This is a genomic window from Kurthia sp. 11kri321, from assembly GCF_001534765.1.
In the GTDB taxonomy this organism is placed as follows: Bacteria; Bacillota; Bacilli; order Bacillales_A; family Planococcaceae; genus Kurthia; species Kurthia gibsonii.
In genome coordinates this window covers 2,634,971-2,649,264 of sequence record NZ_CP013217.1, presented here as the reverse complement: position 1 = coordinate 2,649,264, position 14,294 = coordinate 2,634,971, and the positions used below count along the sequence as shown (strand labels likewise).

15 protein-coding genes are annotated in these 14,294 nt (G+C 35.6%); 7 read left to right on the top strand and 8 right to left on the bottom strand.

Annotated elements, in window-relative coordinates:
• Positions 1–129 precede the first annotated feature (129 nt).
• Positions 130–1,800, top strand: a complete 1,671-nt coding sequence (locus ASO14_RS13225; RefSeq protein WP_068456313.1) for an L-lactate permease — start codon at positions 130–132, stop codon at positions 1,798–1,800.
• 64 nt (positions 1,801–1,864) lie between these two features.
• Here ASO14_RS13225 and ASO14_RS13220 read toward each other — a convergent pair whose 3' ends face one another.
• The gene (locus ASO14_RS13220; protein ID WP_068456310.1) at positions 1,865–2,095 is read right to left on the bottom strand and encodes a MerR family transcriptional regulator; all 231 of its coding nucleotides are present in this window, start codon (positions 2,093–2,095) and stop codon (positions 1,865–1,867) included.
• A gap of 103 nt (positions 2,096–2,198) precedes the next feature.
• Between ASO14_RS13220 and ASO14_RS13215 the strand changes: the two genes are divergently transcribed.
• From ASO14_RS13215 to ASO14_RS13205, 4 genes are all read left to right on the top strand, one after another.
• Positions 2,199–3,068: an EamA family transporter gene (locus ASO14_RS13215; RefSeq protein ID WP_068456307.1), complete on the top strand. Its 870-nt coding sequence runs from the start codon at positions 2,199–2,201 to the stop codon at positions 3,066–3,068.
• Between the two features lie 82 nt (positions 3,069–3,150).
• Positions 3,151–3,852 (top strand): response regulator transcription factor, encoded by a 702-nt coding sequence (locus tag ASO14_RS13210; RefSeq protein WP_068456305.1) that lies wholly within the window; start codon positions 3,151–3,153, stop codon positions 3,850–3,852.
• Complete coding sequence (locus ASO14_RS15070; RefSeq protein WP_156422379.1) at positions 3,827–3,994, top strand: hypothetical protein; 168 nt, start codon at positions 3,827–3,829, stop codon at positions 3,992–3,994. The genes ASO14_RS13210 and ASO14_RS15070 overlap by 26 nt, the downstream gene beginning before the upstream one ends.
• The gene (locus ASO14_RS13205; RefSeq protein ID WP_068456301.1) at positions 3,987–6,170 is read left to right on the top strand and encodes a HAMP domain-containing sensor histidine kinase; all 2,184 of its coding nucleotides are present in this window, start codon (positions 3,987–3,989) and stop codon (positions 6,168–6,170) included. The genes ASO14_RS15070 and ASO14_RS13205 overlap by 8 nt, the downstream gene beginning before the upstream one ends.
• Before the next feature lie 41 nt (positions 6,171–6,211).
• Here the strand turns inward: ASO14_RS13205 and ASO14_RS13200 are convergent, their stop codons facing one another.
• The 6 genes from ASO14_RS13200 to ASO14_RS13175 all read right to left on the bottom strand — a co-directional run bounded on the left by ASO14_RS13200 (position 6,212) and on the right by ASO14_RS13175 (position 11,082).
• Positions 6,212–7,510: a helix-turn-helix domain-containing protein gene (locus ASO14_RS13200; protein WP_068456297.1), complete on the bottom strand. Its 1,299-nt coding sequence runs from the start codon at positions 7,508–7,510 to the stop codon at positions 6,212–6,214.
• Between the two features lie 92 nt (positions 7,511–7,602).
• Positions 7,603–8,238, bottom strand: a complete 636-nt coding sequence (locus ASO14_RS13195; RefSeq protein ID WP_068456295.1) for a response regulator transcription factor — start codon at positions 8,236–8,238, stop codon at positions 7,603–7,605.
• Positions 8,235–9,266, bottom strand: coding sequence for a sensor histidine kinase (locus tag ASO14_RS13190; RefSeq protein ID WP_068456292.1), 1,032 nt, complete (start codon positions 9,264–9,266; stop codon positions 8,235–8,237). The genes ASO14_RS13195 and ASO14_RS13190 overlap by 4 nt, the downstream gene beginning before the upstream one ends.
• Positions 9,263–9,961: a cell wall-active antibiotics response protein LiaF gene (gene liaF / locus ASO14_RS13185; RefSeq protein WP_068456289.1), complete on the bottom strand. Its 699-nt coding sequence runs from the start codon at positions 9,959–9,961 to the stop codon at positions 9,263–9,265. The genes ASO14_RS13190 and liaF overlap by 4 nt, the downstream gene beginning before the upstream one ends.
• 118 nt (positions 9,962–10,079) lie before the next feature.
• Positions 10,080–10,706: a PspA/IM30 family protein gene (locus ASO14_RS13180; RefSeq protein ID WP_068456286.1), complete on the bottom strand. Its 627-nt coding sequence runs from the start codon at positions 10,704–10,706 to the stop codon at positions 10,080–10,082.
• A 25-nt stretch (positions 10,707–10,731) separates the two neighbouring features.
• Positions 10,732–11,082, bottom strand: coding sequence for a lmo0954 family membrane protein (locus tag ASO14_RS13175; RefSeq protein ID WP_068456284.1), 351 nt, complete (start codon positions 11,080–11,082; stop codon positions 10,732–10,734).
• Positions 11,083–11,260: 178 nt separating this feature from the next.
• Between ASO14_RS13175 and ASO14_RS13170 the strand changes: the two genes are divergently transcribed.
• Both ASO14_RS13170 and ASO14_RS13165 read left to right on the top strand, forming a co-directional pair.
• Positions 11,261–12,346: a metallophosphoesterase gene (locus ASO14_RS13170; RefSeq protein WP_068456281.1), complete on the top strand. Its 1,086-nt coding sequence runs from the start codon at positions 11,261–11,263 to the stop codon at positions 12,344–12,346.
• An 83-nt stretch (positions 12,347–12,429) separates the two neighbouring features.
• Entirely contained in the window at positions 12,430–13,251 is an 822-nt protein-coding gene (locus ASO14_RS13165; RefSeq protein WP_068456278.1) for an undecaprenyl-diphosphate phosphatase, read from the top strand.
• Between the two features lie 186 nt (positions 13,252–13,437).
• Here ASO14_RS13165 and ASO14_RS13160 read toward each other — a convergent pair whose 3' ends face one another.
• Positions 13,438–13,626 (bottom strand): hypothetical protein, encoded by a 189-nt coding sequence (locus ASO14_RS13160; protein WP_068456277.1) that lies wholly within the window; start codon positions 13,624–13,626, stop codon positions 13,438–13,440.
• Positions 13,627–14,294 lie beyond the last annotated feature (668 nt).

Below are 14,294 nucleotides of genomic sequence, written 5' to 3'. Positions count from 1 at the left end.
AAAGATTGTTTTTTCTAATATTTTGAATATATAATCTTAATTAGGTCATCTGATGACCTAATGTTATATTGAATTTTTTTAAAATATCAAAAATTCAATACGTAACGATGTACATAAGGGGGAGAAAAAATGACATTCACGCAAAATTTCACCGCTGTAGGGGACAGCTTATGGTGGACGGCGCTTGTAGCTATTATTCCAATACTTTATTTTTTCTGGGCACTTGCCATTAAAAAGATGAAGGGGCATATCGCAGGTCTTACCACGTTATTAATCGCACTTATTCTAGCCGTTGTGGCATTTGACATGCCTGTTAAAACAGCCGTTATGTCAGCAAGTCAAGGTGCAGTCTATGGACTTGTGCCAATCGCTTGGATTATTGTCACATCTGTATTTTTATATAACATCACAGTAAGAGTAGGACAATTTGATATTATTCGTTCATCTGTACTTTCAATTACAGAAGACCGTCGTATTCAAGCATTATTGGTAGCGTTTTCTTTTGGTGCGTTTTTAGAAGGAGCAGCAGGATTTGGTGCGCCCGTAGCAATATCAGCTGCATTACTAGTCGGTTTAGGGTTTAATCCATTATATGCAGCAGGTTTATGTTTAATCGCAAATACGGCACCCGTAGCATTCGGAGCAATTGGGATTCCAATTATTGCGATGGAAGGACCAACAGGTATTCCAGCATTAGAAATTTCAAAAATGGTTGGACGACAGTTACCAATCTTATCAATCTTCATTCCATTCTTCCTTGTATTTATTATGACGGGATGGAAAAAAACAATCGAAGTATTACCAGCAGTTCTTGTATCAGGTATTACATTCGCAGTAACGCAATTTTTATCTTCAAACTTCTTAGGACCTGAGTTACCAGACGTACTTTCTGCATTAGTGTCACTTGTAGCATTAGCAGTATTCATGAAGTTCTGGCAACCAAAAACAATTTATCGTTTTAAAAGTGAAGAGCAAACAGCAACATTACAAGTTGAAAAATATTCAGCAGGTAAAATCTTTAAAGCATGGTCACCATTTATCTTATTAACAGCTTTAATCTCGTTATGGGGTATTCCAACAATCAAAACGGCTTTAACAGGACATTATGAAGGAAGTAATGCGATTTTAAGCGCTGTTAATTCACTTGGTAAATTCCTAACATTCACACCTGAAGTACCTTTTGTGAATAATCAAATTATTGACGGGATGACGGAATTACCGATTGCAGCTGTTTATAAATTAGAGCTACTAGGAGCAGCAGGTACAGCCATCTTTATTGCGTGCTTCATTACAAAATTCATCTTTGGTATGAGCTTTAAAGCATGGGGGCAAACATTATTTTCAACATTAAATGAAATCAAGTTCCCAATCGTTACAATTTGTGCGGTAGTTGCTTATGCTTATGTAACGAATGCAGCAGGTATGATGACGACACTTGCACTTGTGTTAGCAAAAACAGGCGCATTATTCCCATTCTTCTCACCTGTACTTGGTTGGTTAGGCGTATTTATCACAGGTTCAGATACATCAGCGAACGTAATGTTTGCGAAGTTACAACAAGTAACAGCAGGTCATGTAGGAATGGATCCAGTATTAGCACTTGCAGCGAACTCATCTGGTGGTGTAACAGGTAAGATGATTTCACCACAATCCATTGCAGTTGCAGCAGCAGCTGTTGGATTAGTCGGACGTGAATCAGAGTTACTTCGTTTCACATTAAAATATAGTATTATTCTATTACTATGTATTTGTATCATTACGTTTTTACAAAGTAATGTATTAGGTTGGATGGTTCCTTAATAGTTAAACAATAAAAAAAGAGAAATCGTCGTGTAATTTGGCATGACGGTTTCTCTTTTTTGTATTAGTCTTCATCTTTTACATCGATATCTTCAGGAATCGGCGTATTTTTCCATACTTCAATCTCGTGTTTTACTTGTTCAAGTTGTTCAAAATATGTGTCAAATTGTTGTGTATTAATTAAAAAATCCTGTCCGTCATGAACCGAGTGAATGCGTCCTTCTAACACATAGCGCATGACTTGTGATTCGGGCATATTAATCTCTTTTGCAGTTTCGGCAATTGTTTTATACATTGAAACACCTACCTTCTATTGTAGTATAATGCAAAACATACCTTGCCTCAATAAAACTTCAATTGGTATATTTAAGTAAAATAGGGGATTGGAGGAATACATAATGAAGGCGATACCATACATACTCGTGTTGTGTGCAGCTGTTTTATGGGGAACAGTTGGTACAACACAGACTTATTTAACAGAGGGAATTCATCCTGTTCCGATTGCGATGATGCGTTCATTAATTGGTGGAGGAATCTTATTAATCATCGCGATTCTTTTGAAAAAGATAGCATTTCGAACGTGGTCTTGGAAACAAACTTTTTTCGCTGCATTGTCGATGGCTTTGTTCCAACCACTTTTTTTTACATCTGTACATTTAACAGGTGTCGCAGTAGGAACAGTTGTGACAATTGGTAGTTCACCGATTTTTGCGGGCTTAATTGAATGGCTCTTTTTAAAAACAAGACCAACTAGAACATGGGCATTTGCGACATGCTTTGCGATTATCGGTTGTGTACTGTTATTTACAAGTAAAGGCGAAACAACAATTGTCCCAAGTGGCATTCTATGCGCTCTTTGTGCAGGAGTTGCCTTTGCTACCTATACAAATGTTAGTAAAGTATTGTTAGAAAAAGAAGCAGCATTACCTTCTGTTGCGATGACATTTACGATGTGTGGCGTCATCTTGTTACCATTTTCACTCTTTTTAGGCGTCGAGTGGATTGGGATTCCGAGTAATTGGCTACCACTCTTTGTGATGGGTGTAGCAGGCACAAGTATTGCCTACTTATTATTTTTACGCGGGTTACATGCGATTTCATCTTCTGCAGCAGTTACACTATCACTGGGGGAACCATTAACTGCGGCATTATTAGGCGTCTTTTTAGTAGGTGAAAATTTAAGTCTTACCGCATGGGTTGGCGTAGCCTTTTTATTAGGTGGTATACTTGTTGTGACGTTAAAAGGAAAGCAGCCAGTGGAATCTTAAGAAAATCTTCATATATTTCCTAAGTAGATGTTAAGAAATAAACGATATAGTAAGAGTAAGCAAAAGAGCAGGAGGAATACAGATGGAATACACAATTTTAGTAGCAGATGATGATCAAGCCATTCGAGATGGTATTGAGATTTACTTAAAAAATGAAGGTTATCATGTACAAAAAGCAGCTGATGGTCAAGAAGCATTAGAGATTTTAAAACAACATGAAATTCATTTGATTATCATGGATGTGATGATGCCAAATTTAGATGGTATTGCTGCTACGTTTAAAATACGTGAAGACCAAAATATTCCGATTATTATGCTCAGTGCGAAAGTAGAGGAAACAGATAAAATACTTGGTTTATCTATGGGAGCAGACGACTATATCGGCAAGCCTTTTCATCCTTTAGAATTATTAGCACGTGTGAAGTCACAATTACGTCGTTACATGCGTTTTGGGTCATACGAACAAAAAGAGCAACGTTCAAACGAAATTGTTGTGGATGGTCTCGTATTAAATAATGACACTAAAACGATAACGGTCGATGGGGATGAGGTCAAACTCACACCAATCGAATTTAAAATTACACAACTATTAATGGAGCATGTAGGGCGTGTTTTTTCCATTGATGAAATTTATGAGCGAGTTTGGAAAGAAGCTGCTTATAATGCAGATAATATTGTGGCGGTACATATTCGAAAAATTCGAGAGAAAATAGAAGTCAATCCCAAAAACCCGAAATATGTGAAGGTGGTGTGGGGAGTTGGATACAAGATCGACAAGTCTTAAATCAGTGATTGCCTCTTTAGCGGCACTTAGTTTAGCGATTATTTGTTTGATTTATTGTTCTCAAATTTTCTTCCATGAATGGGGTAACCCGAATGTACTACTCGCGAAATTAAAAATGTTGGGAGAGAATGTGAATGGCTAAATGGATGAAACCGTTCATTTCATTAAGTATGGCACTTGCGATGGTTTCAATTTTCTTAATTGTCATCTTGCAGTCTACGTTATTTAAAAGTTATTTTGAATCGAATACATTCCAAGAGAAACTATCGAATTATAAGACGAGTCTGGCTTATTTTGAACTCGACTCGATGACAAAAGAACAGGCGATTAAAGATATTAATATTACGAATGAACAGATTGAAAATTATCGTACAGAGAACGGAACATTGAGCGATCAAATTCTGAGTATTCGTGATGAATATGTAGCGCGAATTCAAGAAGCAGAAGATATGGAGGCAACATCACTTTCTGATAAGTTGAAAAAAGAACGCGATGCAAAAATCAAAGAAGTGACGCGTGTATTTGAAGATCGTAATTATGTAAAAGAAAAATTAATTCAACAGCAGAAAAAAGAAATTACGCTTTATTATGAAAAACGTGACAAATATCGCGAATTACTTAAAAAACAATATCCTTACTTCTCATATGATTTAGAAAATGTTGATACAGGTGAAACATTTAAAAATGCAACAGAGGAAAAAAATCCACTATTTAAAATTGCTTTTCGCTCAACAGAATATGGTGTTTTTTACGATATTAAATCACTAGAAGATTTATCATATGTATCAGGATTTGAAGATTTACAAGAAACAAATGGTTTCATGATGACAGATATCCCAGTTTATACAGGGCAAATCTTTATTAATCAAGATGCGACAGGTGTTGCAGAATTACTGAAAGAAAAAGACAAATACGAAATCGTGCAGTATGCCTTTTATATTTTCTTTGGTATTTCAGGACTTTTCTTCATCATTGCGTGTATTTTATTAATTAAAAAACGCCATATGTATCGTGTATATCAAGCGCCTGCTGAAATTCAAATGCTTGCAGCGATTGCTTTCTTTATCATTGCGATGGGTCTATCCATTGAGATTGCTAATAACGCTAATAACTATTTGAATTATCAAGGGTACACTTCTATATTCGAAATGCTTGTGATGTGTATCTTAATCGGTTTAGTAATTTGGGTGTTAATGGACGTAACGATTAAATTCATTCTATCCGTATTCTATGCTTTTGCGGATAAGAAAAAATTATGGGAAACATCTGCGACGAAATGGGTCATTCATATTTTTAAGAATGGATTATTAAAGAGTCCCATCTTTATTAAAGTAACGCTGTATCTCATTATCATTTTTTTAGCTGGATTCGGCTTTATGGTTATGATTTCAAACTTTAATAGTGGATTTATTGTCTTGTTTTATGTTTTCCTCTATATTTTATTTGTTGTTCCGACTACGATTTACTTCTATAAGCAGATTGGGGATTTAAACAAAGTCATTACAACGACGGAGCGAATTGTAGAGCGTGGCAGTGATGAAAAAATTGAGCTAACACGCTACTCAGACTTCAAGGAACTTGCGGAATTGATTAATCAAATGCAAGTAGGTGTAGAAACATCACAGCAACAACAATATAAGAGTGAACGCTTAAAAACGGAGTTAATCACGAATGTTAGTCACGATTTACGAACACCACTAACATCGATTATTACGTACACAGAGTTATTGAAAAAAGAAAATCTTTCAACAGAAGAACGACTACAATATATTGATGTCGTCGACAAAAAATCACAACGTTTAAAAACATTAATTGATGACTTATTTGAAGTATCGAAGATGAGTTCAGGCAATATCGAATTGCATAAACAAGACGTTGATTTAGCACAGCTTGTCCAACAAGCGATTGGTGAACATGAAACGGACATTGAACAGTCTGGCTTACGTTTCCAAGTACAAATTCCAGACCATGCAGTGACGACACATATTGATGGTCAGCGTTACTGGCGTGTCATTGATAATTTAGTCGGGAATGCGATTAAGTACTCAATGGATGGAACGCGTGTATTTGTGACATTAGAAGACAATGACAAACAAACGGTACTAACTGTGAAGAACATCTCGAAATATGAAATTAGCGAAGATGTCGAAGAACTGTATGAACGCTTCAAACGAGCAGATGCTTCTCGACATACAGAAGGATCAGGTCTTGGATTAGCCATTGCACAATCCATTGTTGATTTACATGAAGGACGTATGGAGATTACGATTGACGGCGACTTATTCAAAGTAACCGTTACGCAACCGAAGAATGTATAAAAAATTAGCCAGTATGACAACTTGTCATACTGGCTTTTTCATTATAAGTCTTGCCAATAGTTTCTTCTTTGAATCGTGAGAGCAACTTCATTAGCTTTTTTATAGAGTTTAGCAGCGTCTTCAAACGACTGTTGTTCATAAAAGATATGACCGAAAGCAATGGCGTATTTTTGGACGAGAATTAATTCCTCACATTCTTCAAAGTATGTAATTGCTTCTTCAATGACATCAGGCTTTAGTGATTCGATATGATGCAACATTTGATAGAACCTAAATTGGAAATAGAAGGTTCGATAAAAAGGTGCGTTTAGATGTTCAGATACGAGTTGAATGCCTTTTTTACACCAATATTGAATGAATGTCGGTTGTTGGAGTTTGGAGTACTCTTTCACCATGTTATGAATTGCGGCTAATTTTGGCTCTACCGAAACTGTATGTTCCAAACTTTCACGATAATATTGAATGGCTTCTTTTGATTCACCTGTCAGAGCAGCGTGCTGACCTAATTGTTGAAGAATGGTACCATACAATTCTTTCTTTTCTAATTGAACAGCAAGGTGATAAGCTGTTTGAAGTGCTTTTTTTGCATATTCAAATAAGCCGCTCCGATTATTACAAATGCCAATTTGGATATAACAATTAATAATAGGTGTTTGTAAATTTAGTTTTTCAAAAATCGTGAGCGCGAGATGTGCATGAGAGAAGGCAGCTGAATAGTGATGAATCGTGTACGTTAATTGACTTGAAATAAAATGAAAATTACCAATGAGCCACTCTGGAATCTCAGGTTCATAATCCTGGATGACTTTTTCAGCTTTACTCATAAACTTCATTGCATCCTTATATAATCGATTCTCTAAGCAATAATGGCATGAATTTACGTAGAAAATAAAAAGTTGTTCAGGATTTAAATTATTTAAAACAGAGGCGAATGCTGCTGAAATTTCATCTAAATCGAGAATGGGTTGTTTCGCAATAATGGCGATGCGTTGTAAATATAAATTACATTGATAAAAATTTTCACGTGTTGAAAACTCAATGTTGAATTCATTAAAGTGGTTCCAAACGATTTGTGCGTGTTCAGCGCTATTTAAATGGATAGCATATTGAAATGCACGATGTAGTTCACGAAGGAATTCTTCTTCTTGTGACATTTTTAAATAATGCGTATTTAGATTTAGTTTTTTTAAGAGTGCTTCACGAATGTGATCGCGTGGAATAACATGTTCTTTTTCGATTTTGCTTAAATAAGAAGTAGAGCAAATCCCTTTTGCCAAAGCCTGTTGCGTCATGTTCTGTTTAATACGTTCATTTTTAATAATTTGACTATAATTTAGCATGATGACCTTTCTAAAATAAAATTCTTATATTTATTATAGTATAAAATAAATGAAAAACGTCGAACAATTGTGAGCAATTGTTCGACATTTGTTTATTTTGGTACAAGATTATGTGAAAAGGCATAAACGACTGCTTGTGTACGGTCTTGAACATCTAACTTGGAAAGAATATTACTAACATGTGTTTTCACTGTCTTTAAGGCAATGAATAATGTGTCCGCAATTTGCTGGTTGGTCATCCCTTTTGCCATTAATAGTAATACTTCTTGTTCGCGTTCTGTTAAATCTTCATGTAAGGCACGATCTTGATTTGAACGCATGCGTTGCATCATTTTGTTTGTGACTTCAGGCTCTAAAACAGATGTCCCGCTGTAAGTTTTACGAATTGCATCAGCAATTTGCTTCGCATTCGTCGTTTTTAAAAGGTAGCTAATCGCACCCGCCTCTAGCGCAGGATATACTTTATCATCTTCTAAAAAACTCGTCACAATCATAATTTTCGCTTCGGGCCATTGTTTTATAATTTCTGCTGTTGCTTCTGCACCGGTCATAATCGGCATAACCATGTCCATTAAAATAATATCAGGGCGATATTCTAAACTGCGCTCAACGGCTTGTTGACCATTTTCAGCTTCAGCTACGACTTCCATATCGGGTTGTGCCTGTAAGTATGCAGAGACACCGATTCGCACCATCTCATGGTCATCTGCTAATAATATACGAATCACTTTGTTTCCTCCTGTTCTACAGGGATTTGTACTTCGATAATTGTTCCTTGCTCTGGAATCGATACGACTTTACATGTTCCACCAATTTCAACAGCGCGTTCTTCTACATTGCGTAAACCATAAGAGCCGGCATGATCATCGTCTTGAATAGAGAAACCAACACCGTTATCTTGAAGACGGAATATGACAAGACCATTGCGTTCTACTAGAAGTAGTTGGACTTCAGTTGCTTTTGCATGGCGCAATGTATTCGATAATGTTTCCTGTGCAATTCTAAAGACATGATCTTCAGCACCTTTTGGGAGCGATACTTCTTCTAGTCTCTCTTGAATGTTAAAGTAAACTTTTTGACGTAGCTCATCGAGTAAATCTTGTAAACCTTGTGCTAGTGATTTATTTTTCAGTGCAATTGGTCGTAAATGAAGCAGTAATGCGCGCATCTCTAATTGTGCTTGTTGGACAATTTTTTCAGTTTGTTGAAGTTGTTTTTGATTTGCCTCAGGCAGTGTTTCACCAATTGTTTCATTCGTAGCCGATAGAAGCATAGACGCTGCGAATAATTGTTGTGATACGGAATCATGTAGTTCACGTGCGAGACGTTGGCGTTCCTGAATGAGACGCTCTTGTACTTCTTTTTCTTGAATATTTGCATGGTCATTCGTTAGACGTTGCAAGCTTTTCTTTTGTGTTTGAACTAAGTCATCAATCGCCTGCAACTTTTTGAAATTCTTTTTAGAGACCATACGCTTTTTCGTTGTTTGAAATTGACCTTCTAAAATAAGATTTAATTGTTTGGTTAGTTGATTCTCTTTTTGAATGGTTAGAGAATTTGACCACATGGCGATTAATAGACTAAATCCACCGAAGAAAATTAACATCCAAGCGCCATAGGGTAAGTTTGCATAGTTTTTTTCATAGAGCATTTCCCATTGTGCAACATTTTCGCCCCACAACATATATAAAATCATCGCGAGTAAGGCGAAGGAGATGGTCGCTAAAAAAAGCGTTCGTAAAATTACTTTTGTCATTTTCTAAGCACCTCCAAATCGCCTGAGAAAGAAGAGGCAGCGATAATTAATTCACGTTCAGGGAGTTCATGTTCACGATAACCATCTTTGACAGCGAGTGATTCGTTCCAGAGGCGTGGGTATTTATGTTGCATGATAGTTGCCTCGCCCATTAAAGCATTGTAGTAAATACGTACAGGTATTTCATAAGGAACGACGACGGTTATTTTACCAATCCCTTGACGAATCGAGATAAGAGAAGCCCCTTTCGGTAAGATGGTATCGGTTGTATCAATCGTAATTTGCCCAACGAAATTTTGAACGTGGATATCTTCCCAAACATAAGAAGTGTTAAGTGTATCGTCAAATTGGAAGAAATTATTTTTCTTTTTTCGTTCAAGCGGACGTTCTTCTGTAGAAGAAGTATTCACATGAACAGTAGCGGGTGTGTCTTCACGCATTTTAAGGAGTATATAAATAACGGTTACAAACAATAGAATGCGTAAACTCCACATGGAGAGAACGGAAAGAATGAGTAAACCCAAACCGAGCCAAAAGAATAATTTTCGTTGTTTTTTCATGGATACATAAATGAGTCCAATACCAATCAGTGCAAAAATCATCATGTCACTTCCAAAAAGTATTCCCTCAGCAACGATGCAAAGTAGTGCAGCAAATAGCAAAGTTGTCATCGTATTTGTTTGAATGTGTTTCATCGCCGCTACCTCCATTTCTCGTCGTTCTTTTTTAATACAAAAGAACTGTCCTTCACATCATTTATTATACAGGAAGGACAGTCTATTTTCTTAATTGTACAATAAGCTACAAAGTTTTTTAAGCTTGTTTCTTTTCAAGTGCTTGTAAACGTTGTTCCATTGAAGTAACTTCATGCTCTTGTTCAATTTTTTGACCTAAACGTTCGATATATTGTTCCATTGTTTCGAATTTATCTAGACGTTGATTTTGTTGCCCAGTTGATTCAGGGTCTAATACGCGGTCCATTTGATGATGCGCACGTACAACATTTTCTTTGCCCATTAGTTGTAATTGACGTACACGCATGTCTTTGATTTTGTGTTTCATTTCTTCGAATTTACGCTCTAAGCCGAATAATTCGTTTGTTACTTGTTCAATACTTTGATCAAGTGCTGCGATACGATTTGCGTATGCATTTTTTTCTTGTTCAGCGAATTCAATTAAATCAACTTCGCCACTTGCTTGTGCTAATTCTAGTTGTGCTTGACGTTTTTCGAACATTTCAATTGCTTGAACACGTTCTTTCTCAAGCTTTTCTTTTAATTGACCTTGTCTTTCTAAATACTTACCTGTTTGTTCTGTTTGCTTTTCAGCTTCGCGAATATATTGATTTAACATCGCGATTGGATTTTTTTCCTCTTTTTTATCGAAAAATTGATGTAAGTCTGCCTCGATTGAATATTTTAAACGTTGTAGTAAACCCATTGTTCACTACCTCCTTTTGTCATTATTATTTTTGTAATTCGTTCCACTGTTTTTCAAAGTTTGTGAATGGATCATCTGATTTTTGTGTAAATACAGGTTGAGCTTCTTTTTGATTCCACTTCTTGTAGATGAAGTAACCGCCTGCTACTGCAACAAGTGCCACTAAACCAGGAATATTTGAGATACCTGATGTTAAACCGATGATTCCAACGATTACCCAGACAACTTTTGCAAATGTTGAGCGAGCCTTCAAATAGAAGTGAATACCTGCGTATAAAACAGCAGCAGATATTAATAAACCTGTTAGTGGTCCGAATAAACTCACCACTGTAATACCGATTACGATTCCTAAAAGTGTTAGCCATACTTTTCTCATGTGAAAAGTGCCTCCCTTCTGTTGATACCTTTATGATACGTGGATTTTTAAAGCTTTTTAACCGTCCTCAAAAGGATTTTCGACTAGGACTAGAGACCGAGAACCTATGCGACTTATAGATAGGAATTGTATTTCGCTGTTTAATTATGGCAAAATATAGACACTGAGGAGGAACAACATGAAAAAATATAGTGTATCTATTTTAGCTTTTCTACTATATAGTGCTGTCGTGTTTTATTTAGGTTGGAATGTTTATACATTCTTACATGATTGGTTTGGAGTTACATGGAAAATACCGTTCTATGTAATTTGGTATGTGATTGGATTTAGTATGTTAATCGGACGACTATCACATAAGTTAGATGTTTTCACAATTATTGGCTATTATTGGTTAGCATTTTTTCAATATGGTATATTGCTTTTCCCAATTACGAATCTCATTATTTGGTTAGCGCCAAATAGCTCGAGAGATCTTATTGAATTTTTTGTATGTCAGCTATTCATTCTTATTTTCTTATTTGGTAGTTATTATGCTTATACGCCTGTTACACGTATTAAAGAAATTATCATTAAGAATGACTTATTAGCAGATCAAACACTTCGTATTGTTTTAGGAAGTGATTTTCATTTAGGTCTTGTGATGCCAAAACGTCAATTGAAAAAATTTGTTCGTTTATCAAATGCAGAAGAACCGGATCTTGTTTTTTTAGCGGGAGATTTAGTAGATGATTTACCGTATTGGTATGAAAAGAATAATATGATGGAAGAGATGAAGAAATTAGAAGCAACACATGGAGTGTACGGTATTTTAGGAAACCATGAGTATTATGGTAATCAAATTGAAAAAACCGTTCAGTTAATGGAAGAATCACAAGTGAAAATGTTACTAGACGAGACGATTGTAATACAAGATGTCTGTGTTTTAACAGGACGAGAAGATGTAACGAATAAAAATCGTAAACCACTTGAATCGTTGAAAATGGATTCACCACTCCCATGGTTCATTATGGAACACACACCAAAAGACATTGAAACACCGGCAAAGCTAGGTGCGGACTTACAAGTTTCTGGACATACACATCGCGGTCAAATGTGGCCTAATCAATTACTTACGCGTTTATCATTTCCGTTAGATTATGGCTATAAAAAGGTTGAGCAGTTGCACGCAATTACTACATCTGGATTTGGCTTTTGGGGACCGCCTATCCGTACAAATAGTCGAGCAGAATTATGGAGAATCGATATAAAATTTACAAAGTCGTAAAAAAAATAAAGGGTATGTCTGTGCTATCATTTGGGTAATAGTGCAAAGGATACCAAACTTTGCGGTAAAAGGAGCATACGCGTGTGAGTGAAATTTTAAAAGCCATTATACTAGGCCTTGTAGAAGGTCTAACGGAGTTTGCACCCGTATCATCTACAGGGCATATGATTATTGTCGATGATATGTGGCTCAAGACAAAAGATTTTTTAGGTAGTTCTTCAGCGAATACATTCAAAATTGTGATTCAATTAGGGTCCATACTTGCTGTTGTTGTCGTCATGTGGAAGAGGCTACTAAGTTTGATTGGTCTTTATCATATTGAAGGACAAACGAAACACCATCGTTTTAACTTATTACATGTTATTGTAGGGATTATTCCTGCGGGTGTTCTAGGTGTGCTTGTTGAGGATTACATAGATGCGCATCTATTTAGTATTAAAACGGTTATTATCGGTTTATTCATCGGGGCCATCTTTATGATGATTGCAGATCGTTTTGCTTGGAAGAAGCCACGCGTCATGTCGCTGGACGATTTGACGTATAAACAGGCCTTCCAAGTGGGATTGGTTCAGTGCCTCTCACTATGGCCAGGGTTTTCGCGTTCAGGAGCTACCATATCAGGTGGTGTCCTTCTAGGTCTAGATTATCGTGTAGCAGCTGACTTTACGTTTATTATGGCTGTGCCGATTATGGCGGGTGCAAGTGGCCTATCTTTATTCAAACATTATCAAGATATTAATCCAGATGATTTGAATTTCTATATTGTTGGTTTTATTAGCGCATTCATCTTTGCATTGCTATCGATTAAATTCTTCTTAAAGCTAATCTCACGCATCAAGTTAATGCCATTTGCAATCTATCGTATTGTATTGGCAGCAGTATTAGCTTGGATTGTTTTCTTTTAGGAGAAGTGAGCTAGGATATAAGGGTACAAACAATAAGCATAAGAAAAACTGGAATCGCGTTGTGGCGCGGTTCCAGTTTTTCGTTGCAAACGCTAAAAGGAAAAGTGAAATGTTTTGTCCCAGCTTGTTTTATACATAAAAAAGGCTTGAATACAAAAAGTATCCAAGCCTTATTATAAATAAAGATTAGCCCTGTTCAGAGGCTTTTTTCGCTTCAAGTACTTTTTTTCTTTGCACGAAAGATAAAATAATGAGTGTGAAGGCGATCAATGAACCAATTAAAACAACGTATAATTTTCCAACAATCAAAGATGTGACGAATGTGATTAAAAAAATCATAATCGCAACAAATTGTATTCCGTAAAACGATGGCATTCTTTTTCACCTCAATTAGTTATATAGGATTAATAATAGTACAGCTTTTCCTCATGTGCAATTGAATGAACCAATTTATCGAAAAATGTTCACGATTATCGAAGCTTTCTTAAAAAGATAAAAAAGACGTAAAATGTATATTTTATAAGGAATGATAAAGATATGAGAAGAAGAAAAGTCAAGTAACTTTTCATTGTCGAATCCGTAACAAAAATGAAATTTCATCGATTCCTAAATGTATAGACTAGTTTAGCACGCTTAAATACTCTATAATAAGAAAGTTAGTCTTTGAATCAAATTTATTTTTTTGAAATAAATTTATTTCATATAAAAAAATAGTGTAAATAACAAATAAAGTGTTTTTTACAATAAAATGCTTTAAACAATTGAAAATATAGAGGAAATAAAAAAAGATTATTTTTTTAACAAAATAGTTCGAAATGCAAGTGTTTTTTATAGTGAATTTTCGACATATCAAAAAAGCGATACGAAAAAAATTAAAAATCCGTCTAAAGAATTTGTTTCTTTTGAGGGGACGAATTTTTGTAGGCCTTTTGCTATGATTTTCTTCAATTTCGACTTTAATCTTGAATCAACCTTTTCGATTATGTTAGATTAGATAAAGAAGAAAACACAAGATATTTGAAAAAAAAGTTGAGGAAACACAA

Coding starts and splice junctions, on each gene's coding strand:
- ASO14_RS13160 (WP_068456277.1), bottom strand. CDS start 13,626: ATGCCATCGTTTTACGGAATACAATTTGTTGCGATTATGATTTTTTTA.
- ASO14_RS13215 (WP_068456307.1), top strand. CDS start 2,199: ATGAAGGCGATACCATACATACTCGTGTTGTGTGCAGCTGTTTTATGG.
- ASO14_RS13220 (WP_068456310.1), bottom strand. CDS start 2,095: ATGTATAAAACAATTGCCGAAACTGCAAAAGAGATTAATATGCCCGAA.
- ASO14_RS13190 (WP_068456292.1), bottom strand. CDS start 9,266: ATGACAAAAGTAATTTTACGAACGCTTTTTTTAGCGACCATCTCCTTC.
- ASO14_RS13210 (WP_068456305.1), top strand. CDS start 3,151: ATGGAATACACAATTTTAGTAGCAGATGATGATCAAGCCATTCGAGAT.
- ASO14_RS13170 (WP_068456281.1), top strand. CDS start 11,261: ATGAAAAAATATAGTGTATCTATTTTAGCTTTTCTACTATATAGTGCT.
- ASO14_RS13175 (WP_068456284.1), bottom strand. CDS start 11,082: ATGAGAAAAGTATGGCTAACACTTTTAGGAATCGTAATCGGTATTACA.
- ASO14_RS13225 (WP_068456313.1), top strand. CDS start 130: ATGACATTCACGCAAAATTTCACCGCTGTAGGGGACAGCTTATGGTGG.
- liaF (WP_068456289.1), bottom strand. CDS start 9,961: ATGAAACACATTCAAACAAATACGATGACAACTTTGCTATTTGCTGCA.
- ASO14_RS13205 (WP_068456301.1), top strand. CDS start 3,987: ATGGCTAAATGGATGAAACCGTTCATTTCATTAAGTATGGCACTTGCG.
- ASO14_RS13180 (WP_068456286.1), bottom strand. CDS start 10,706: ATGGGTTTACTACAACGTTTAAAATATTCAATCGAGGCAGACTTACAT.
- ASO14_RS13200 (WP_068456297.1), bottom strand. CDS start 7,510: ATGCTAAATTATAGTCAAATTATTAAAAATGAACGTATTAAACAGAAC.